This is a genomic window from Paraburkholderia sp. BGA-UO-ETr-F12 (assembly GCF_059567945.1).
Genome location: NZ_JCAQOZ010000012.1, coordinates 336,415 through 358,078, shown reverse-complemented (window position 1 = coordinate 358,078; position 21,664 = coordinate 336,415). Strand labels below are relative to the sequence as shown.

19 protein-coding genes and 1 pseudogene are annotated in these 21,664 nt (G+C 61.9%); 12 read left to right on the top strand and 8 right to left on the bottom strand.

Annotation, left to right across the window (positions count from 1 at the left end; translation table 11 throughout):
• A complete protein-coding gene (rng, locus tag AC57B6_RS05165; protein ID WP_028196906.1) occupies window positions 1-1,470 on the top strand; it encodes a ribonuclease G in 1,470 nt (489 codons plus the stop codon).
• 83 nt (window positions 1,471-1,553) lie between these two features.
• Here rng and AC57B6_RS05160 read toward each other — a convergent pair.
• A pseudogene (locus tag AC57B6_RS05160) lies at window positions 1,554-1,697 on the bottom strand (DUF1003 domain-containing protein); the annotation flags it as partial.
• A gap of 148 nt (window positions 1,698-1,845) precedes the next feature.
• On the opposite strand from AC57B6_RS05160, the gene AC57B6_RS05155 reads away from it, so the two are divergent.
• The 3 genes from AC57B6_RS05155 (at window position 1,846) to AC57B6_RS05145 (ending at window position 4,626) form a co-directional block, all read left to right on the top strand.
• Window positions 1,846-2,547: a hypothetical protein gene (locus AC57B6_RS05155; RefSeq protein ID WP_030102916.1), complete on the top strand. Its 702-nt coding sequence runs from the start codon at window positions 1,846-1,848 to the stop codon at window positions 2,545-2,547.
• A gap of 456 nt (window positions 2,548-3,003) precedes the next feature.
• Window positions 3,004-3,429 (top strand): CopG family transcriptional regulator, encoded by a 426-nt coding sequence (locus AC57B6_RS05150; RefSeq protein WP_028196904.1) that lies wholly within the window; start codon window positions 3,004-3,006, stop codon window positions 3,427-3,429.
• 105 nt (window positions 3,430-3,534) lie between these two features.
• The gene (locus AC57B6_RS05145; RefSeq protein ID WP_496420791.1) at window positions 3,535-4,626 is read left to right on the top strand and encodes an extracellular catalytic domain type 1 short-chain-length polyhydroxyalkanoate depolymerase; all 1,092 of its coding nucleotides are present in this window, start codon (window positions 3,535-3,537) and stop codon (window positions 4,624-4,626) included.
• Window positions 4,627-4,755: 129 nt separating this feature from the next.
• On the opposite strand, the gene AC57B6_RS05140 is transcribed toward AC57B6_RS05145, so the two are convergent.
• The 4 genes from AC57B6_RS05140 to AC57B6_RS05125 form a co-directional block, all read right to left on the bottom strand.
• Window positions 4,756-5,565, bottom strand: coding sequence for a mechanosensitive ion channel family protein (locus AC57B6_RS05140; RefSeq protein WP_183799836.1), 810 nt, complete (start codon window positions 5,563-5,565; stop codon window positions 4,756-4,758).
• Window positions 5,566-5,700: 135 nt separating this feature from the next.
• Window positions 5,701-7,410 carry a putative bifunctional diguanylate cyclase/phosphodiesterase gene (locus AC57B6_RS05135; RefSeq protein WP_028196901.1) on the bottom strand — a complete coding sequence of 570 codons (1,710 nt, stop codon included), beginning with the start codon at window positions 7,408-7,410 and terminating at the stop codon, window positions 5,701-5,703.
• Window positions 7,411-7,881: 471 nt separating this feature from the next.
• Window positions 7,882-8,382 (bottom strand): GAF domain-containing protein, encoded by a 501-nt coding sequence (locus AC57B6_RS05130; protein WP_028196900.1) that lies wholly within the window; start codon window positions 8,380-8,382, stop codon window positions 7,882-7,884.
• A gap of 178 nt (window positions 8,383-8,560) precedes the next feature.
• Window positions 8,561-8,983 (bottom strand): TOBE domain-containing protein, encoded by a 423-nt coding sequence (locus AC57B6_RS05125; RefSeq protein WP_496420790.1) that lies wholly within the window; start codon window positions 8,981-8,983, stop codon window positions 8,561-8,563.
• Between the two features lie 267 nt (window positions 8,984-9,250).
• Here AC57B6_RS05125 and AC57B6_RS05120 point away from each other — a divergent pair, with 267 nt between their 5' ends.
• The 7 genes from AC57B6_RS05120 (at window position 9,251) to AC57B6_RS05090 (ending at window position 18,249) form a co-directional block, all read left to right on the top strand.
• Window positions 9,251-10,912: an SH3 domain-containing protein gene (locus AC57B6_RS05120; RefSeq protein WP_496420789.1), complete on the top strand. Its 1,662-nt coding sequence runs from the start codon at window positions 9,251-9,253 to the stop codon at window positions 10,910-10,912.
• 251 nt (window positions 10,913-11,163) lie between these two features.
• Window positions 11,164-11,646 carry a VOC family protein gene (locus AC57B6_RS05115; RefSeq protein ID WP_028196898.1) on the top strand — a complete coding sequence of 161 codons (483 nt, stop codon included), beginning with the start codon at window positions 11,164-11,166 and terminating at the stop codon, window positions 11,644-11,646.
• Between the two features lie 110 nt (window positions 11,647-11,756).
• Window positions 11,757-12,965, top strand: coding sequence for an MFS transporter (locus AC57B6_RS05110; RefSeq protein WP_496420788.1), 1,209 nt, complete (start codon window positions 11,757-11,759; stop codon window positions 12,963-12,965).
• 484 nt (window positions 12,966-13,449) lie between these two features.
• Window positions 13,450-13,974, top strand: coding sequence for a Csu type fimbrial protein (locus AC57B6_RS05105; RefSeq protein ID WP_102857473.1), 525 nt, complete (start codon window positions 13,450-13,452; stop codon window positions 13,972-13,974).
• A 68-nt stretch (window positions 13,975-14,042) separates the two neighbouring features.
• Window positions 14,043-14,747 carry a fimbrial biogenesis chaperone gene (locus AC57B6_RS05100; protein ID WP_028196895.1) on the top strand — a complete coding sequence of 235 codons (705 nt, stop codon included), beginning with the start codon at window positions 14,043-14,045 and terminating at the stop codon, window positions 14,745-14,747.
• Window positions 14,748-14,950: 203 nt separating this feature from the next.
• Window positions 14,951-17,290 carry a fimbria/pilus outer membrane usher protein gene (locus tag AC57B6_RS05095; RefSeq protein WP_496420787.1) on the top strand — a complete coding sequence of 780 codons (2,340 nt, stop codon included), beginning with the start codon at window positions 14,951-14,953 and terminating at the stop codon, window positions 17,288-17,290.
• Window positions 17,287-18,249, top strand: a complete 963-nt coding sequence (locus AC57B6_RS05090) for a Csu type fimbrial protein (protein WP_496420786.1) — start codon at window positions 17,287-17,289, stop codon at window positions 18,247-18,249. Before AC57B6_RS05095 ends, AC57B6_RS05090 begins: the two co-directional genes overlap by 4 nt.
• 67 nt (window positions 18,250-18,316) lie before the next feature.
• Here the strand turns inward: AC57B6_RS05090 and AC57B6_RS05085 are convergent, their stop codons facing one another.
• The 3 genes from AC57B6_RS05085 to AC57B6_RS05075 form a co-directional block, all read right to left on the bottom strand.
• Entirely contained in the window at window positions 18,317-18,634 is a 318-nt protein-coding gene (locus AC57B6_RS05085) for a Csu type fimbrial protein (RefSeq protein WP_496420785.1), read from the bottom strand.
• Between the two features lie 91 nt (window positions 18,635-18,725).
• On the bottom strand, window positions 18,726-19,529 hold the full coding sequence (locus AC57B6_RS05080; RefSeq protein ID WP_406868168.1) for a transglutaminase-like domain-containing protein: 804 nt from the start codon (window positions 19,527-19,529) through the stop codon (window positions 18,726-18,728).
• A 97-nt stretch (window positions 19,530-19,626) separates the two neighbouring features.
• Window positions 19,627-20,541: a transglutaminase family protein gene (locus AC57B6_RS05075; protein ID WP_106352824.1), complete on the bottom strand. Its 915-nt coding sequence runs from the start codon at window positions 20,539-20,541 to the stop codon at window positions 19,627-19,629.
• Window positions 20,542-20,915: 374 nt separating this feature from the next.
• Between AC57B6_RS05075 and AC57B6_RS05070 the strand changes: the two genes are divergently transcribed.
• Window positions 20,916-21,635, top strand: coding sequence for a glycosyltransferase family 2 protein (locus AC57B6_RS05070; protein WP_146153260.1), 720 nt, complete (start codon window positions 20,916-20,918; stop codon window positions 21,633-21,635).
• Window positions 21,636-21,664 lie beyond the last annotated feature (29 nt).

Here is a 21,664-nt window from a genome sequence, read left to right as displayed (position 1 = left end):
ATGAATGAAGAAATCCTGATCAATGTCACGCCGCAGGAAACGCGCGTCGCGCTCGTCCAGCAAGGCGCCGTCCAGGAACTTCACGTCGAACGAACGCTGTCGCGAGGACGCGTCGGCAATGTCTATCTCGGCAAAGTCGTCCGCGTGTTGCCGGGCATGCAATCCGCCTTCATCGACATCGGTCTGGAACGCGCCGCGTTCCTGCACGTAGCGGATATCTGGCATCCGCGCATTGCGGGCGAACCGCAACATCAAACGCCGCACCAGCCGATCGAGAAGATCGTTTTCGAAGGTCAGACGCTGATGGTGCAGGTCGTGAAGGATCCGATCGGCACCAAAGGCGCACGGCTGTCCACGCAAGTGAGCATCGCCGGGCGCACGCTCGTGTATCTGCCGCAGGAGCCGCACATCGGCATCTCGCAGAAGATCGAGAGCGAAGCCGAACGCGAAGCCGTGCGCGCGCGTTTGACCGCCGTGCTGCCCGCCGATGAAAAAGGCGGCTACATCGTGCGCACCATCGCCGAAGATGCGACCAGCGAAGAGCTGGCCGCGGACGTTGCCTATCTGCGTAAGACGTGGGCTACGATCATCTCGCAAGGTCAGCGCATGCCGCCGACCAGCCTGCTCTACCAGGACCTGAATCTCTCGCAGCGTGTGCTGCGCGATTTCGTGAATGACGAGACCTCGCGTATTCAGGTCGACTCGCGCGAGACCTATCAGATGCTTGCCGACTTCGCGGCGGAGTTCACGCCGGCGGTGTCTTCCAAACTGCATCACTACACCGGCGAGCGGCCGCTCTTCGATCTGTACAACATCGAGGCGGAGATCCAGCGCGCGTTGTCACGCCGGGTCGATCTCAAGTCGGGCGGCTATCTCGTGATCGACCAGACCGAAGCGATGACCACCATCGACGTGAACACCGGCGGCTACGTCGGCGCACGCAACTTCGACGATACGATCTTCAAGACCAACCTCGAGGCCGCGCACACGATCGCGCGGCAATTGCGGCTGCGCAATCTGGGTGGCGTGATCATCATCGACTTCATCGACATGGAGAACGTCGAGCATCGCGATCAGGTGCTCGGTGAGTTGAAGAAGGCGCTCTCGCGCGATCGCACACGCGTGACCGTGAATGGCTTCTCGCAGCTTGGGCTCGTGGAGATGACCCGCAAACGTACGCGCGAATCGTTGGCGCACGTGCTGTGTGAGCCCTGCCCGGTGTGCCAGGGCAAGGGACAGGTCAAGACCTCGCGTACGGTCTGCTACGACGTGCTGCGCGAGATTCTGCGCGAGTCGCGGCAGTTCAATCCGCGCGAGTTCCGCGTGGTGGCCTCGCAGCAGGTAATCGATCTGTTTCTCGAGGAAGAGTCGCAGCATCTGGCCATGCTGATCGATTTCATCGGCAAGCCGGTGTCGTTGCAGGTGGAGTCGAATTTGAGCCAGGAGCAGTACGATATCGTTCTGATGTAGGGCTCGCCTTGCGCTCCTGCATGCGCGGACTTTTGGCGCGTCCGCGCCAGCAGGAGCAGCGGCGCCGCGTACGCGGACTGCGAACTGACGGCCAAATTCAAAAGAATGAAAGAATAGACGTCGAATTTTGTCAGCCCGGCGACGTTCACGATGACCCAGATCGCCGCAACCAGGGTCTGCCCCGGGAGAAACGTCGGCGTGCCGAAGAAGCGCAAACGCCTCGGCATTGCGCTCGCTCGGAAAGAGTGACGCTTCAATCTACATGAGCGAGATTTCATTCTCGAAAATGCGAGACGCCTTACTACAATAAACACTGCTGTGCCGCCTGGATGTCTGCAAGGACCGTCATCAATCGCCGGGTCAAAGGAGAGCAGCATGTTGACTTCGGAAGACCTCTACGAAAGCCAGCACTGGCGTGAACTCGACCTGCGCGACAAAATCGACTCGCGACTGCAGTCATCGCTCACGCTAGTCACCGCGATTATTGGAGCGCTTAGTTTTCTGCTCGCCAACGTCGATATCCAACACAGACACGGCTTCGCGGACTATCTGTTTTTTGCGCTTCTGGCGCTGACCTTCGCCTCGCTGCTTGCGTCGGGATTCTACTTTTTCAGATCCTCGGTGGGTTCGATCTTCCATCGAAACACCTACAAAACCCTGCCTGTATCGACGGACCTGGAAAAATACAAGCTCGAGTGGGATGCCACGATAGCAAAATCGCCAAATGCGGCGCGCGCGCTCGGGATTACATCGGACAGCGAAGTTAGAAAGCTGTTAATAAAGAATTACCTCGAGCGCCAGGCAACCAACGCCGAAATCAACGACAAGCGCGCAAAGAATATTTCCAACATCAATCTCCTGATCGTCGTTGAAGCCCTGCTCACCGCCGCCGCTTTCTCGGTCTTCTACCTGGGCGGTATGAACAAGGCCGATCTTGAGAAGACCCAGCAGATAAAAATAACTGCACCGATCGATGTACGCAGCATGCCTTCTATCCAGCAGGCGCCATGTTTCTTCTGGTTTGCGCCCACCGAAAATCCGCATGGGTCCCGAACCAGCAAGGGGCACGGCAAATAGGCGCCTGTGCGCGCCCTGAACGTTCCATCACATGTGGAGGTTGCCGTGCAAATCAGATTCAAGCCGGTCAGGAACACTTCATCCGTTATGCGCATGTCGAGTACGCCCCCAGAGCCGCCGCTCGATCCGCCGAAAGAACCCCTCCCACGCGATCTGCCATTCAGAGGTCCGCCCGATCCGCAGAAGCAACCGCTCGCCGACCTCGCCTGAGTAAGCGAAATCGTGCGCATGCCAATTTGAGCCGGCAGCCAGCGCTAGTCGTCAGGTGTTGGCGCAGGCGCCCATACCGTCCAGCCCATCGCGCCTGCCGCTCAAACAGTCCGGATTTGCGCTTCTCATTCTCTACCGGCCCTCAATTTCCTCGTTGACGCCATTCGGAGGCGTCGCGTATAACCATCCCATTGGATGTTATTTGGATGGCGCGTGGATGCTGCGCGACTACCAAACGGAAGAGAAATGCCCGACCTCAAACTCGTCGACACCTCCCGCCCGAAAGGCGGTGAGACCGAAAAAATCACCATCAACCTCGGCCCGGTGGACCTGGGCCAGATCGACTTGCTCGTCGAAGAGGGTTTTTATTCGAACCGCACCGACCTGATTCGCACCGCAATCCGCAACCAGCTCGCGGTGCATGCGCAGGTCGTCACCGAAACGGTGACCCGGCGCGCGCTGGTGCTCGGTTTGCAACACTTCTCGAAGCAGGACCTGGAAACCGCACAAGCCGCAAACGAACGACTGGACATTCAGGTGCTCGGCCTCGCGAGCATCGCCGCCGATGTGTCGCCGGAACTGGCGGCGGCCACGATCGCATCGGTGACAGTGCTCGGCGCATTTCACGCCTCACCGGCGGTCAAGGCGGTGCTCGCCGGCCGCATCAGATAGCCGCGTCTCGCGCGGCAGTCCTCATAGTCAAACCCTGTTGAAACCGTGCAGCGCATCGCCCGACACGGTCACGCTCAAAGCAGGTCAACGCAGTCGCCTACGATCATGAAAATGAATGAAGATTTCCTGAAGTCGATGAAAGAAGCTTTCGACCTGCTGCGCACGAAGGGGCCGAAGGAAGCCACCGCCGCGGTTCAGCGCGCGCTCGCGAAAGGACCGGCCGGAGGCGGTCATGCGCAAGCCCCGCACATGCCGCAGAGTGTCGACCAATGGAAGCAGGCGTGGCAGCAGGCGCAAACACCCACCGCGCCCCACGCCCCCGCCGAACGCACTTTCGACGCCGACACGCCGGGCACCTTCAGCACTCACACGTTCAGCAATGGCGCGGGCCAACGTCAATACAAGCTACACGTACCGGCCGTCTACGCCAACGAACCGTTGCCGCTCATCGTGATGCTGCACGGCTGCACGCAAAACGCCGACGACTTCGCGGCCGGCACGCGCATGAACGAAATGGCCGAGCGTCATGGCTTCATCGTCGTGTATCCGAATCAGTCGCAGGCGGCCAATCATTCGTCGTGCTGGAACTGGTTCAAACCGGGCGACCAGCAGCGCGATCAGGGCGAGCCTTCGCTGATCGCCGGCATCACACGCGAGGTGATCGCACGTTATCGCGTCGATCCGGCGCGCGTATACGTGGCGGGACTGTCTGCTGGCGGCGCAATGGCGGACGTCATGCTGAAGACCTCGCCCGAACTTTATGCGGCGGCCTGTGTCCATTCCGGGCTCGCCTACGGGTGCGCGAAGGACCTGCCCTCGGCGCTCGCCGCGATGAAAGGCGGCAAAGCGCTTCGCAACCGTCCGCGCATCGAACCGCAGCGGCCGCTCATCGTGTTTCATGGCGATGCGGATTCAACCGTGCATCCCTTGAATGCCATAGCGCTCGTGGCGGGCTTCGATGCCACCGTCACGACAGCCAACGCTGCCTCGTCCGCTGCGGGCACAGCGGGCGGACAGCGCACCTGCACGGTCCAGCGACGTGTCGCAGCAAACGGTATGGAAGCGGAATACTGGTCGATTCATGGCGCGGGCCACGCGTGGGCAGGCGGCAGCCAGCGCGGCTCATATACGGACCCGGCCGGTCCCGACGCGTCAGCCGAGATGCTGCGTTTCTTTCTCGCTCATCCGCGTGCGTGAGACACACTGAGTCGCTCACGACTCGTCAACGCTCATGATGAAACTCTGCACACTGAATTGCGCGTACGTCCGTAGCAACGCTATCCAGCGAAAAGAGGCCAAACGGCCCCTTTGCTATTGTTCGCGCAGCTAGGCAGCCACCGGACAGCCGGCCTGTTCAAGCGCGGCCTGCGCGCGATCGTGCAGGTCGTCGGTGGTGAGCGACACGTCCGGCGAGCGTACCCACGCTGCGATGCGAAGCGTTGCGCCACCACGTTCGGGGTAATCCGCGACGGTGATGACCGGTGCGAGCGTCGTACCGCCCAGCACACGCGGTTCGTCGGCAACCACTTTTTTCAACTCGCCGATCGCTGCATCCACATCCGTACGCTGCGCGAGCCCGACTTCGACCTCAATGCGTTGCGTGCCGCCACTGCTGTAATTGATGACCGGATTGCTCCAGATCTGGCTATTCGGCACGAACACCGCATTGCCGTCACCGCGTTCAATGCGCGTCGTGAAAAGGCCCACTTCGCGCACGATGCCCGCAGCCGCCCCGCTGCCCTCGATCACGTCGCCGACGCGAAACGGACGCAACATCAGCAGCATCATGCCGGCGGCAATATTCTGCAACGTGCCTTGCAAGGCGAGGCCGATCGCCAGACCGGCCGCGCCGAGCACCGCAAGCACGCTCGCCGTGGCAATGCCGACTTCACTGAGGGCCGCGACGAAAACGAGCACGCGTACGGCCCAGGTACCCATGGCGGCCAGCATCGGCGCGAGGGTCGGATCCGCGCGCGTGCGGGCGAGCGCTCTCGCGAACATCGTCCCTACGCGGTTCGATAACCACCAGCCGACAATCAGAATCAGCGCGGCCAGTACGATCTGAAGGACGTCGTGCGTCAATGTGACAAGCAGCGACGGCTGAAAATGCCAAATACGGGTAAGGAGATCGTTCATCGTTTGCCTGCCCTCCGTTGCGTACATGTTCTCTTGACGCAAGGAAGCAGGATACGTTCCCACGGTTTTCACCGCGGCAAGCGAGGCACATGGCTTGCTGAAACCAGAGTTAGGCGCCCGCTTCCGACTACGGCGTCACATGGTCCCCAACGGCTTCAGCAAATTACGCAACGCCGCAATCGTGATGGGCCGCGAAAACCAGAAGCCTTGCGCTTCGTCGCAGCCTAGTGCTTCCAGTTGCATGGCCTGCTCGGCTGTTTCCACGCCCTCGGCCGTCACCCGCAGCTTCAATGCATGCGCCATGGCAATAATCGCGCCGACAAGCGCCGCGCATTGCGGATCGGTACTCATGCGCATCACAAACGAGCGATCGATTTTCAAACGATTCAGCGGAAAACGCGTGAGGTAGGCGAGACTCGAATAGCCGGTGCCGAAGTCGTCTACCGCAACTTCAACGCCCAATTCTCGCAACGCATGTAGCGTCTGCAAAGCCTGCTCTGTGTCGCCGAGCAGCACGCCTTCGGTGATCTCCACTTCGAGATATGAAGGATCGAGTGCGGCGTCTTCGAGCGCCCCGCGAATCGTCTCGAACAGATTATGCCGCTGGAATTGCTGGGGCGACACGTTCACCGCGATCCGTGGCAACGTGCCGGCAAGCCGCAGCAATTTGCCGGCATCGCGGCACGCGGTACGGATCACCCACTCGCCGATCTGCTCGATCAGTCCCGCCTCCTCCGCGACCGGCACGAATTCGACCGGACTGATCAAACCACGCTGCGGATGATTCCAGCGCAGCAGCGTCTCCACTTGCGCGATGCGTCCGTTGGCAAGCGTCACCTGCGGCTGATACACGAGATGCAGTTGCTGACGTTCGAGCGCTTCGCGCAGCATTCCCTCAAGTTCGAAACGGCGCGCCGCCTGACCTTCGAGCGCGGTGGAAAACCGCCGCACCGCGTTGCCGCTGACTGCCGAAGCCGCCGACAACGCCACGCCCGCGCGGCGCATCAGCGTCGGCGCATCGGCACCGTCGGCGGGATAGGCGACGATGCCGATACTCGCCGTGATATTTAGCGCGGTGCCCGCGTAGTCGATCGATTCGGCGATGCGGCCCAATGCTTCGGCCGCGAAAGCATCGGCCGCCGCACCGGTTTCGTTGATCAGCAGCGCGAATTGCGTGCCGCCGATCGAGGCGATCGTACCGTCGTTGGGAAAGAGACCGCGCAGCCGCTCGCCGACGATCTGCAGCACCAGTTCGGCCGCATGCAAACCAAGCGCGTCGCGCAGCTTGCGTAAATGATCGAGCTCGGCGATCAGCACGGTAAAGCCGCTGCCGCTGCGCTGACAGCGCGCGATCGTGAGCTCGAGCCGTTCGGTGAAAAGCGTCTGATTCGGCAGCCGGGTCACACCGTCATGGTGCGCGACGTACCACAGGCGCGCCTCGGACTGCGCGTAACGCGTCATGTCGATCGCAATGCCGACATAGCGAGCGGGTGCCGTCACTACCCCAGCGGAATGCCCCGGCCCGGCGACAAGCGGCGACAGCGCGAACACCACGCGAATGCGGTTGCCGTTGCGCCGCACATAGGTCCATTCGCCTTCATAGCGCGAACCTACCGCCGACAGCGGCGGCAATTCGGAGCGCCGCCTCGCAAGTTCAGCCGGGTCGTGCAAGGACTCAAAAGTGCGCCGGCCGATCAATTCTTCGGCGGTAAAACCGGTCAACCTTTCGAAAGCGGCGTTGACCGAGTCGAACGTACCGTCGGCCGTGCAGACGAACATGCCGTATGGCGCCGCTGCAAGCGCGGCATCGGGCGTGCGCGCGTCGGCGTAGTAAGGGTCTTGCATCGCGCCGGCCTTTGAATTTCCTGGATATTAAAAGCGAGTTAGCGTTTTTCTTGATGCTTACGGCGCAACCGGCAAAGCCGGCGAATTCGGTCCAATCCGCCGGATAACCGTCACTATGATAGCGGCTTTCCTGGCCGGAATTGCCACGCCGGCCACGCATTCCCGGCGGCAAGCGTTTCCCTTGGTGTAATCCCCAACCCCGCCGCCAGCATGCGCGTTATCGCACACATCATAAAGCGTTCGCTATGGCCGGGGTACTCAAGCCTTCGGTCTGGCGTCCCGCCGAGCGTCGATACCGCGGCTTTCGAAGGTGCAATTGCGGGGTCAGGCAGGGGACCGTTGGAAGGTCAGCGGCGTAGTGGTAGCAGCAGCAACAGCGGTGGCGGAACTGCTACGTGTCTCCGAAACCTGCGGGGTTCGTCACGCCCACATGGTGCCGCCGCACCGGCGGATCCGCGCCCGCTGAAACGCTTATGACGCGCGCGGCAATGCGGCTTCGATAAACACGGCGCACAGCGCTTCCATGCCCTTCGCGTCTTCAGCGTCGAAGCGCGCGACAACCGGGCTGTCGACATCCCATACGCCGATCAGCGTGCCGTCCGGTGCGACCAGCGGCACGACGATTTCCGATTGCGATGCCGAATCGCAGGCGATATGGCCGGGGAATTCATGCACGTCGCGCACCACTTGCGTCTGGCGGGTTTGCGCCGCCGTGCCGCATACGCCCTTGCCGAGCGCGATTCGAACGCAAGCGGGCTTGCCCTGGAATGGCCCGACCACCAGTTCGCGGCCGTCATGGAAATAAAAGCCGGCCCAGTTCAGATCGCTGAGGGAATGGAATACGAACGCGGAGAAATTCGCGGCGTTGGCGATCCAGTCGGTTTCGCCGGCGAGCAGCGCACGCGCCTGGGCAACTAGTTCTTCGTATTGCGCGGCTTTTGGCAGATGCGAGGCGGGGGAGATTTCGAACATGACGGCGTCCGTGATGAGAGCGGAAGGAGAAACGGCAAGGCGAGCAGTGTAAAGCAAGCCGCCGTTTCCTTCACGGCGCGCCATGCCCGGCATGCCGCCCTCTTTCCGTCCCGCGGTACGTACGCGCCGATGGCGCGATCCGGACGCTGGCGCCGTAGACAACGTCAAACGCGAAGCCTTATTCGACGCCGATGATTACGCTCGACGCCTTGAAGATCGCCGTCGCCGCTTTGCCGCTTGCAAGGCCGAGACGATCGACGCTTTCATTGGTGATGATCGCGGCGATCTGCGCGCCACCCGCGCTGATGGTCACTTCCGAATTCACGGCGCCCTTGGTGACTGCCGACACGGTACCGGCGATGCAATTGCGCGCCGACACCTGGCTCTTCGTCACGTCGACCATGACGATCACCGACGATGCCTTGACGAGTGCGAACGCCTTCTTGCCGGCAGCGAGGCCGAGCGAGGTCGCGCTGCCGTGCGTGATGATCGCGACGATCTCGAGGCCGCCTTGGGTGCGCAACGTGACCTCGTCGTTTACCGCGCCGTGTTTGACTTCGGCGACTTCGCCGGCGAATTGATTGCGCGCGCTGGTTTGCATCTTGTTCTCCTTGTTGAGGTGCCTCGGGAAAAGTACGCGCCGAGGCAAATGGATCGAATGTAGCGAAACGCTCTGCCTTAATGACGGCTTGTGCTTGATAAGCGGTATTACGCAGCCGTGATGGACGACTCTGACGATTCGAACCTCAATGAAACCACATAAGCTTGGGTAAATACACTCGCAACGCTTTACGGCGCAGGCATCCATCGCCCGGCCTCGCGTGCGACACCGTATCATCGTGCCCTCGGACCCATCTCGTCGAACCCTATGCCCGTCGTCGCCCTGTCCCGCTTTGCCGCACGCTTTACCCAACGCTTTAGCGAACGCCTCGCGGCCCGGTTCCGGTTGCCGCAGCCCCGCCGCGCCGCCACGTTATGCGTCGCTCTTGCAGCCGCCGCCAGCTTCGCCGCCTGCAGCAATCCGTCGCCGACCCGCGACGCCCATGCGAACGTCGACACGATCACGCTGTTTCCGATCGCCAACTACGACCAGAACGTCGACCACTGGCTGGAGCCGGACAGCCCCGGATATGACCGGCCGTTCCTAAGTCCCTCGGATCAGCAGGTGCACTTCCGTGCCCTCTACGCGCGCTATTTCGGCACCGGCACGAGCGCAGCGTCGCCGTGGAATTCCGCCTATGTGGCAATGCGCGTCTACCGTCAGCAAGGCGCTGACATTGTCACGCTGCAGCAGCGCCGCATCGGCAAGTTCGACAACACCGGCAAGAGCGGCGCGGCGCTCGGCTACGGCGAGAATTTCCGGCCGCATGACAAGGCGTGGATCGACGCTATCGCGCAAAACATGGCCGTCGACCAGTTCACCCAGCAGGCCGCTTACACGCCCGAGCGCCGCGCGATCGCCACCGGCAACCTGCTGGTGCGGGAACTGCCGACCATGGACCCGTCGTTCTACGACCGGCACCTGGCCGGCGAAGGCTATCCGTTCGACAACCTGCAGATTTCGGCGGTACGCCCCGGCACGCCGCTGTATGTGCTGGGCACCAGCGCCGATGGCGCATGGCGCTACGTGCAGACGCCCGACCTGCAAGGCTGGGTGCGCAGCGACGGCGTCGCCCTGACCGACGATCGCTTCGTCGACACATGGCGCGCCGCGACCGCGAAGTCGCTGGGGGCGGTCACGGTCGCCTCGGCAGCGGTGCGCGATAGCCGCGGTGTGTTCCGCTTCGACGCACCCGCGGGCACGCTGCTGCCGCTCGTGTCGGATAACAGCGCACGGCCGGCGCCCCCGGCGAGCGAAACGGCCGATGCAGCCGCCGACGTCACAGCAGCGTCCATCAAACTCCTGGTGCCGGTCCGCGATGCGGACGGTCAGGCGATCATTCGCACCGCTCGATTGCGCGACGCGCAGATCGCCCCCATGCCGCTCGCCGCCACTCCGCGACATCTGGCGATGCTGATGAAAACGCTGATCGGGCGACCGTACGGCTGGGGCAATAGCGGCTTCTACAACGACTGTTCGTCGGAGCTGCAAAGTATCTTCGCGACGTTCGGGGTGTGGCTGCCGCGTCATTCGTCGACGCAAATGAGCGCGGGACGCATGATCGATCTGTCCGCGTCGACGCCGGCGCAACGGCTCGATTACCTCGCCCGGCACGGCGAACCGTTGCGCACGCTGATCTACATCGGCGGCCATGTGATGCTGTATATCGGCAACACGACCCGCAACGGCATCGCGGTACCCGTGGTCTACCAGGACGTCTGGGGCTTGCGGCCGGCCGACAATAGCCGGCGCGCGGTGATCGGCGGCTCGGTGATCCTGCCGCTGCTCGAACACATCCCGGAAGACGCGACGTTACAGTCGCTCGCGGCAACCCCGACGTTTCAGATTACGATTCTCGGCGCGCCCGGCGGTGCAACGCCGACGCCATCGGCACCAGCAAGTCCGGACGACGACAACCCGGCCGGTTGAAATAACCGGAAACAGCCGGTGCGGCCAACTGAACCCGCGTGCCGCTCAGGCGCCGCACGGCGACGCTCATAGCCGCCACGCGCCGGGCCGCTCCCTGCTTCGCCGCGCCGCGCGCCTCCGCACGGGCGTGCTTAAAAATATTTTTCCCGGAGTGTCGATTCAAAGGCCATGCACTCGTCGTAACGTTGAAGGCCTCGCTCACGCAGCCTGTCTTTCAACTCACGAACCTGTTACTTCAAGGAGTCGCCGTCATGTCCAGTGCCGCTGTCAAACCGATCCCGGACGGGATGCATTCGCTGACCCCGTATCTGATTTGCGCGAACGCCGCAGACGCCATCAAGTTCTACGCCAAGGCTTTCAACGCCGTCGAGCAATTCTCCTTGCCCGGGCCGGGCGGCAAGGTGATGCACGCCTGCCTGAAGATCGGCGACTCCATGCTGATGCTGACCGACGAATGGCCCGATCACAACGCGCTCGGCCCGAACTCGCTGAAAGGCACGCCGGTCACGATTCATCACTACGTCGAAGATGTCGACGCCAGCTTCAAGCAGGCGGTCGACGCCGGCGCGACCGTGGTGATGCCGGTGGCGGACATGTTCTGGGGCGACCGCTACGGTCAGTTGAAGGACCCGTTCGGTCACAGCTGGTCGCTCGCCACGCACAAGCGCGATCTGAGCCCGGAAGAGATTCAGAAGAATATGCAGGCGATGGGATCGGAGTGCGGCCCGCAATGAGCTGGGTCCCGTCCCCCAGCGGCATTACGTTGCTCGCACAGGCGTGTCGGGGCAGCTGACGCAATCTTTGATAGGATCGGTCTCGACCTCTAAACGACGAGACATGAACGGTGCGCGTCAATCCTCAGGCTTTCTTCTGCTCGCTGTTTGTCGCGCGTCTCGCCGATCAGGTGCTGCTGTTTCTCGTCCCGCTCGTCGTGTTTCAGACGACGCACCAGGTATCGTGGTCAGGTCTCGCGTTCTTTATTGAAACGCTGCCACGCTACCTGGTCTTTCCCTTCTTCGGCGCGTTATGCGACCGCATCTCGCCTCTGCGGCTGATGCGGATCAGTCAGACCGTGCGGGCCTTCGTGTGTTTTGGCGGCGTGCTCGCCTACGTGCTGTTTGGCGGCATCGGCTGGCTGATCGCGTTGTCCGCGTTGTGCGGCGTGCTCACGAGCCAGGGGCTGGTCGCACGCGAAGTGATGTTGCCGCAAATTTTCAGCACGCAGCAATTCCAGCGCGTGCTTGCCTACTCGCAATTGGCCGACCAGTTGGGTTTTGTGCTCGGCCCGATGCTGGCCGCGCTGCTGCTTGGCTGGTGGCGCTGGGAGTGGGTGGTCGGCGCAACCGGCGTGCTGTTTCTGCTGGCCGACGCAGCGCTGCTGCAGTGGGCGCGCAGCAGCGGTTTCCGCGCCGGCGATCCGCCTCCCGCTAAACCGGGTCATTGGACGATGCCACTGCGCATCGCGTTGCGCCATGTGCTGCTGCTCCCCGGGCTGAAGAGAGTCGTGCTGCTCGCCGCCGCCGAAAACCTGGTGATCGGCGTGACGCTCGCAACCTCCGCCGCGATGGTGACCGGCATCCACGCACAATCGAGCCGGTACTATGCAGGCCTGCAAACGGCCGGCGCCGTGGCCACCGTGCTGATTCTGTTGACGATCGCGCGTAACGCCTGGCCGGCGCGGACACTCGGCCTGCTCGCCTTCGTTTCCATCTGTGCCGGCGGCGTGATCGCGGGCGCCAGTGCGGCGCCCTGGGGGTATGCAGTCGGCTTTCTGTTGATCGTCGGCTTCGACAAGATGTTCAATGTCTATATCCGCAGTGCGCGGCAGAAAATCATTCCACCCGAGGACTACGGCAAGACAACCGGCGTGGTGATCCTGTTGAACAACACGACACAACCGCTCGCCGGTTTGCTGGTCGGCATATTTTCGGCACGAGCACAAACCGGCCTGCTGATCGTGGCGCTCTCGCTGGCGATGGGGTGCATCGGCGCGACGGTGTCGATCGGCTCGGCTCTTTCGCGGCGCAGACGCGCGCTGGCGCTTGGGGAATAACGCAGCGCACTTCGCGCCCGAAGGGCGTCACTAATCCTGCGCATTCGCAGCACCTCATATCGGCCGGAGATTTAATCGGCGCGATTTTCAAACGAGTCAATTTGCATTGGCAATTACCCGCCACGCATAACCAAGCATAATTCATGCATCAATAAAAATAAAAATATTCAAATTTATTAGAAAAAACTACCTGCATTAGGTATTTCCCCGCATCCATGCGCAGAAACATTTTCCCAATTCACTCGCCCGCCCGGCTCATCCAGCAAGGCCCGCAATCGGCCTTCCAGATTAATCACCCAATGTAATAATTTGTATTATCGATAAAGTCTGGTGTAGACTAAATTTCATCAAATACCACAGTCCTTGCATAACGTAATACAGCACTCTGCAATGTCCATTGAATTGATCCACTATCCGGCCGGTGCGCTTTCAAACTGCCCATGCAATTGAAAATCAGCGTCCCGCCGGCTTGCGAGGTCTCATGATGAAACAAAAACTGCTGTCGTCCAGCCTCATCGTTGCCTTGATATTCGGCTTGCCTCTACAGCTTGCGCGCGCCGCCACCTATTCGAACGGCACCGCTGTCACCACTTTCAACGTCACGCTCACTTTGAACGCCAACTGCTCGATCAGCGCCAACCCGTTGAACTTCGGCAGCAACGGTGTGCTCGGCACCGCGATCAACCAGCAAACCACGGTCGCCGTGACCTGCACCAACACCACGCCTTACAACGTCGGGCTCGACGCCGGCACCGTCACCGGGTCCACCGTGACGAGCCGTCTAATGGCCGGCACGGCCACCGGCAATACCGCCACCACTGTCGGCTTCCAGCTGTATCAGGACGCCGGCCACACGACCCTATGGGGCAACACGCAGGGCACCAACACAGCCAGCGGCACCGGTACCGGCTCGGCTCAATCGATTGTCGTGTACGGCCAGGTGCCGGCGCAGACCACCCCGAAACCTGACACCTATCAGACCACCATTACCGCGACGGTCTACTTTTGAGACGGTCGGTAAGGACGTGCCTGGTGAACCCATGCGTCGCAAGCGCCATGGGCGCGCCTCTACGGCTCCTGACAGCAGGCGCATTCGCGTGGTGTCTGACGGCGCCGCTTGTGCAAGCCGCGACGCTGCAAATTTCGCCGGTGATGGTCGATATGTCCGCTGACGCCAACGCCACGGGTATCACGCTGAAGAACCCCGGTGAGAAACCGCTGTTCGGCCAGGTGCGCGTATTCCGCTGGGATCAGGCAAGCGGCGAAGACACACTCACGCCCACTCAGGATCTGGTGGCAAGCCCACCGCTGATCCAGATCGCCGCGCATGCCGATCAGCTGGTGCGGCTAGTGCGTACCCTTGCGCAGCCGTCGGCCGCCGAGCAGGGCTATCGCGTGCTGATCGACGAGTTGCCCGAACCCGATGGCGCGCCCACCAGCGGCGTAACGATCCGCCTGCGCTACTCGGTGCCGGTGTTCGTCGAACCGCCCGTCGACATCGGTCAACCGAAGCTGTCCTGGCATCTGTCGCGTGACGCGCAAGGCTGGATGCTGCGGGTCGACAATACAGGCAAAAAGCGCGCGCAGATCGCCGCCGTGCAATTGACCGACAACACAGGCAACGTCTACGTCATCAACAAAGGACTGCTTGGCTACGCGTTGGCCGGTCGCGAACGGCACTGGCCAGTCACCTTGCCGGACAACGCCGCTCAGCACGCTCCGCTGAAGGTGCACGCCGCGGTCAACTCGCTGCCGGCCGAAGCAACGGTGAACGTCGAGTAAGCCCGCGCGGACACAAGGCCCACATCAGGCCCACACAAGGCCCGACACGGATGCAGACCTGGGGCACGCGCGACTGGCCATGATCGTATCCGGGTCGATGGGAACGGACACGCTGCCCCGCCACGCAATCGATGAGAATGACACGACGGCGAAAACGTCATGGATGGAGACTGCAGATCATTTTGCTTGCAGCAACGCTGACCATGCTGAGCGCGACTCAGGCCGGTGCGCAGGTGCCGCTGCGGGTCGCCAGAACGGGTGTCGATGCGTCGGGCGTCGATGCGACGAAGTCTGCGCGGGACGTCACCGCGGGCCGCGACCTGTATCTGGAAGTCATGCTCAACGGCCAGCGCACCGGGTTGATCGCGCACTTCCGCGAAGTCGACGGCCGGCTCAGTGCAACGGGTAAAGACTTGAGCGAAATCGGCGTCGCCACCGACAAGCTCGGCGCCGCCGATACCGCCTCGCTCGAACTCGACCGGATCCCAGGCCTGCACTACGAGTACGACGCCGCGCGCCAGACCATCGACCTCAAGGTGCCCGACGCGATCCGCAAGCCGTACACGTTCGACACGCGCGAGTTGACGCAAACGCCGAACGCCGCCGCGTCGCGCGGCTTTCTGATCAACTACGACGCGTTTGCACAAACCAACACCAATGCGCAGCTCGCACTGTGGAGCGAGGAACGCTACTTCGACCCGACCGGCGTGTTGAGCAATACGGGCATTGCGTATCTGTACCGCGACCTCCATCGCTATGTGCGCTACGACACGTCGTGGAGCACCTCGAATCCCACTTCGCTCAGCACCACGCAGATCGGCGACACCATTTCATCATCGCTCGACTGGAGCCGTTCGATCCGTATCGGCGGTTTTCAGTGGCGCAGCAACTTCGCGCTGCGGCCCGACCTCGTGACGTTTCCGGTGCCGGCATTGTCAGGCACCGCGGTCGTGCCCTCCGCCGTGGATCTGTATATCAACAACGTGCGTCAATACAGCGGCAACGTGCCGAGCGGACCGTTCATCGTCAACAACGTGCCCGGCATCACTGGTGCGGGCGAAGCCACCGTCATTACGCACGACGCGCTCGGCCGCACGATTTCGACTTCGCTGCCGCTCTACGTCGATACACGCATGCTGGCCGCGGGTCTGTCGAGCTATTCGTTCGAAGCCGGCTTCCTGCGCCGCGCCTATGGCATCGATTCGTTTTCCTACGATCCGCGCCCGGCGCTCAGCGCCACCGCGCGACGCGGCATGAGCGACACGCTGACACTCGAAGGCCACGCGGAAGCCACTGGCGGCCTCGTCGACGTGGGAGCCGGCGCGCTGGTGCGGATGGGCATGGCCGGCGTGATCAACGGCTCATTGTCCGCGAGCGCCGGCAAGCTGAACGGCACCCAGGTCGGTCTCGGCTATCAGTTGATCGAACCGCACTTCTCGATCGATGCGCAGACGCTGCGTGCCTACGGCAACTACGGCGATCTGGCCGCGCGCGACGGCACGCCGGTGCCCACCGCCACCGACCGCGTGACGCTGGCGCTCCCTTTCCTGAGCCGCCAGACGGTATCGCTCAGCTACATCGGCTATCGCTTTCCTGGCATTCCCGCCTCGCGGATCGGCTCTCTGTCGTACACGTTGAATTTCGGCAGTCTGGCCTCGCTCACGCTCAGCACATACAAAGACTTCTTGCAGCACAACGCGCAAGGGATGTTTCTGACCATGAGCTTCGGCCTCGGCAATAACACTGCGATCAACGCGAGTGTCGGCCGCCAGAACGGCCAATCGACCTACAACCTCAATGCGCAGCGGCCACCCGACTACGCCGGCGGCTGGGGTTGGGGTGTTCAGGCAGGCGGCTCGGGCGCGGTGCCGTACCGCCAGGCGCAGGTGCAGTACCTCGGCAACTACGGCGAAGTGACCGCGCTTGCGCAGGACATCGACCAGCACGCGAACGCCTCGCTCGACCTGACCGGCGCAATCGTGCTGATGGACCACAGCGTCCAGCCGGCCCGGCGGATCGACGACGGCTTCGCGCTGATATCCACCGACGGTATCCAGGGTGTGCCGGTACTGCATGAAAACCGCGTGATCGGCGCGACCGACCGCAACGGCCATCTGTTGATACCGGACCTGAATGCGTACCAGCACAACCAGGTCGCGATCGACAGCATGAATTTGCCCGCCGACGCGCGCATCGCCACGACTTCGATGGATCTGGTGCCGGAATCGCGCGCAGGCGTGCTCGCAAATTTCCGCGTGTCGCGCTACAGCGCCGCCTCACTGATTCTGCGGAGTGCCGACGGCAAGCTGCTGCCACCAGGTACGCACGTGCATCACGTCGAAAGCGGGGGCGATACGATCGTCGGCTACGACGGTCTGACCTTCGTCGAGAATCTGCAGCGCGACAACCATCTCGACGTCGACACCGGCGCCATGCGTTGCAGCGTCGAATTCACGTATCAGCGCCCGGCGGACGGCTCGTTGCCGACGCTGGGCCCACTGACCTGCCGCGGCACCGCGGCGGGCACGGCGGCGGCGCAATGAAGCGGCCCCTGGCGCTCCTCCTTGTGGTGTTGTGCATGCTGCTCGGCGCGCTGCCACAGCGTGCGAGTGCGCAGACCTGTACGGCGAGCGCCTCGGCGCTCAGCTTCGGCAACATCAGTCCGATCGCATTGAGTGCCGTGTCCGCGACCGGCACCGCCACCGTTTCGTGCACCTGGCCAGCGGTTACGCTAACCCCGAGCGTACAGGTGTGCCTGAATCAGGGCGGCACGACGCCGCGCTATCTGGGGAGCGGCAGTAGCCAGTTGCTCTACGGGCTCTATCAGGACGCGGCACATTCGATCCCGTGGGGATCCACGGTACTCGGCACGACGCCCATTTCGGTGATCCTCAATAAACCGTTGGTCGGCAATACCGCGACGGCGTCGGTGAATTTTTACGGACAGGTCACCGCCAATCAGGCGACAGTACCGACCATCGGCAACGCCAGCACCGTCTATTCGCAGACCTTAAGCCAGACTTCACTGACGTATGGATTCTTTTTGCTTGTCGCGCCGGGTTGCGCGGCGCTGACCACGAACGGCGGGAGCTTCGGTTTTACAGCCAACGCAACGGTGGTGAACGACTGCCAGATCAGCGCCACGAATATCGCTTTCACCGCAAGCGGCGTGTTGAGTTCGGCGTTGAACTCGACCGGCTCGATCACCGCGCGCTGCACTAATGGCGACGCTTTCCGGATTGCGCTGAACGGCGGTTCGAGCGGCAATGTAGCGGCGCGCCAGATGCAGCGTGCGGGCGGTGGAGGTACGGTGAACTACCAGCTATATACCGATGCCGGCCACGCGAGTGCATGGGGAGACGGCACGGCGGGCACCACGATGCCAACGGGTACCGGCACCGGCAATGCGGTATCGATCACCGTGTATGGCGTCGTACCGGCCCAGACGACGCCGATACCGGGCAACTACAGCGACACGATTACCGCGACGATCAGCTTCTGATTTTTGCGTCGATACTTGCCAGCCGGGCAAGCGCGCGGGTGAGGGACGAATCGATCGGCAACGAATTCTAGAAATTGATCATCCAGACCGTTCGCTGGGCGTCGTGGGTAGCGACAAATTCCACCGGCCGCGCCTGATCCCGCCCGGTTTCGCCCGGCGCCGCAGGGTCCAATGCGGCCTGGGAGATCTGGAACGGTGCGCCGTGCAGACAGGCAACCGCCGGTTGATTGGCAACGGTAATCGCCGCATCCACCGACTGGATGACGCAGGTTTCCTGCACGGTCAGGCTCACCGGAATCGAGGCAAGCCCCGTTGGACACGCGGTTGAGGCTGGCGAAAGCAGCAAAATTGCCACTGACGTGGCGGCTATGTTGCGGGGCATCATGATGGTCCGGGATCGGGTCGCGGCGCGAGTAGGGATACCGATCTTTTCGACACTTCATCAGGGAAACTTTAAGACTTTCCTGGCAAAAAACCTATATCGCCTCGCAGACGACATCGAACTTCAATAGCTCCGTAGGTCCGAACGCATTGCTGATGGCGACATCCGCCGCATCTCTGCCCCGCGCCATCAAAACCCGCCCCGTACGGGGCACATTGTTCCGCGGATCGAAGGTCTGCCAGCACCCGCCGACATACGCCTCGAACCACGCCGCAAAGTCCATCGTCGCGTACGGCGGTGGCGTGCCGACATCGCTGATATACCCGGTGCAATACCGCGCCGGTATGTTCATCGCCCGGCACAGCGTCACGGCCAGATGTGCGAAATCCCGGCATACGCCCTTGCGCTCCTGCCACGCCTGCCAGGCGGTCTTGGTCGGCCGCGCGAAATCGTAGCCGAACACAATGTGCTCGTGCACGTAGTTGCAAATCGCATCCACTCGCCCGCGACCGAGCGGCAGTTTGCCGAATGTCTGCCAGGCAAATTCGGATAGCAAATCAGTTTCGCAATAACGGCTGCCCAGCAGAAACACCAGCGAATCGTCTGGCAGCGCCTCCACCGCGTGCTGCTCGGTCAACGGCGGCCGCCTCTCCGGTTCCGACGACACCTCGAGCACCGCACTCGTCGACAACGCAAGCCGTCCCTGCGGGGCGACGATCCTGCTGCACAAATTGCCAAAGCCGTCGCGATACTGGCTGATCGGCACCGGTGGATCGACCGCCAGCAGATCCGCGCTCAACACGTCTTTCGCATGGGAATAGTGCGTGTTCAACATCAACATCATCGGCGTCGGTTGCACGCACTTATAGACCAGCTCATAGCCAACGCGCAATTTCATTACGGCGCCCTCTTCCAGTTGATACGTTCAATGGACGCGTCCGGTGAGCAACCTGAGTTGACACGCCCTGCTAACACGCTCGATTTGTACAAGCCCTTCACCCGGTTCGCCCCTCACTCGCCTTCGTCACGCTCACATCGACCTGCAAACCGCGAAACGAATGCGATGCGCCATGCCAGGTGCCCCACAAAGGCAACGCCTGGTAGTAATTCCACGCCACCGCCACGCGGATCAGATGGCGATTGCCGACTATGCTATTGGTCGGATCGAAATCGACCCAGCCGGCGCCCGGCAAATAGATCTGCAGCCAGGCATGCGTCGCACCGCCGCCTTGCGTGGCATCCTGCTCGGGCACGAACAGATAGCCGCTGACAAAACGCGCCGCAAGACCGAGCGAGCGCACCGCGTCCATCATCAGCACCGCGAAATCGCGGCAACTGCCGCTGCGGTTACGCAAGGTGTCGCCGGGACGGTTCACCCCTTTCTCCGTGCGGCGCACATAGCAGAACGTGCTTTTTATCTCGAGCGTCATCGCGCGCAATAGCGCCATCGTGCTGCCTGTGCCGTTCGTACTGCTGATACCGCCGGCGCCCTGCACAGGAACGAAGCGATGTGCCCATTCGTTCACGTCGCTGTCCGGATACTGACGGCTGCGTGCGTTCACGAGATCGGAGGCTTCTTCGTTGGTGTACGCGAATGGCCAGTTCACGGCGTACGGTTCAAGCGCGTAGTCGGGCATGGGCGTTTCGAAGTGTTCGAGCGTCACTTCGCTGTCGAAGCGCAATTCGCTCGCCTTGCCCGTGAAACTCGCGACCGCCACGGAGTTATCGAACACGTCGTGCAGCCAGTGCAGCCGGGACGGTGTCGGTGTAATCAGCAACTGGTTCGTGACGAGGCGCAAGTCGTGGCTGGCGCGCGGACGGAACATCATCCGGTGTTCGCCGAACCGGACGGGTTCCGAGTAGCGGTAGACGCTGACGTGACGCACGGTGAAGCGCTGTGGCTCAGTCATCTGACAGGCCGATGGATGCAACTGGATTCGTCCTGAGCATCGCGTTCACGCTGGTAAAACCCGCTACCGCGGCAGGTGCTGAGCGCCTGGCACGGTTTGATCCTGAATGAGCCACAACCATGGTCTGGCGTGGTGGGGCGCTGTCATCGTGTCATCGACAAGCTTTCGACTTCAGCATACACCCGCCATATTGATCGAAATCACTCATTTGCGCGCAGATGCCGCCATGTGCGGAAGTTACCAGCAGAATCTGTTCGCAAATTTGGGTGGAAACCGTATCCCAACAGCAGAACCGATCCACATAATTGAGATGGTTTGATGTGGGTTGCCGATAGATATAATCCGCCGCTCGATCAATCCGACAAACAGCCTTCATGCGAGTCGCCGTCATTAGCGCCTACTATAAAGAGCCACGTTACGTCTTACGAAGATGTCACGAAAGCGTTCTTGCGCAAGCGGGCAATGTGACCCACGTTATGGTCGCCGATGGATTCCCTTCCTCCGACGTTGATAGCTGGAAGGGTGTGATCCACATCAAGCTTCCCAATCACGCTGACTATGGGGACACGCCTCGCGCCGTGGGTGCTGCTTACGCATCTGCGAATGGCTTCGATGCGATCTGTTTTCTCGACGCCGACAACTGGTATGCGTCGAACCATGTCGAAACGATGCGCATCATAGTCGAGGAAACGGGCGCACAGGTAGTCACGGCGACTCGAACGATTTTCACTGCCGACGGCCGGATGCTCGGCATTTGCAAAGAATCCAACGGCGTCGATTTCAACGACACCAACTGTTATTTTCTTACGCGCGCCGCCTTTCCTGCATGCGCGGCGTGGTTATTCAAGGACCCGCGCGAAAGCATCCGCGGCGACAAGATATTCTGGAATGCCGTGCGAACCGGTGGCTACCTGCATTTCCACTCGATTGCGCCAACCGTTAATTACGTGAGCACGTTCGCACTTCACTATCAGATGTTCGGCGAGGTGCCGCCCGACGACTCGAAGGTCATTGCAAAACTGCCGGGGCGTCAGCATTTTCAGATGGTTAGTTACGCGGAATATAAGGCGATGGGGGGAGCGGGCGGCAGGTAGAGACAGGACGCGGAGCGCGCGTCCATAAG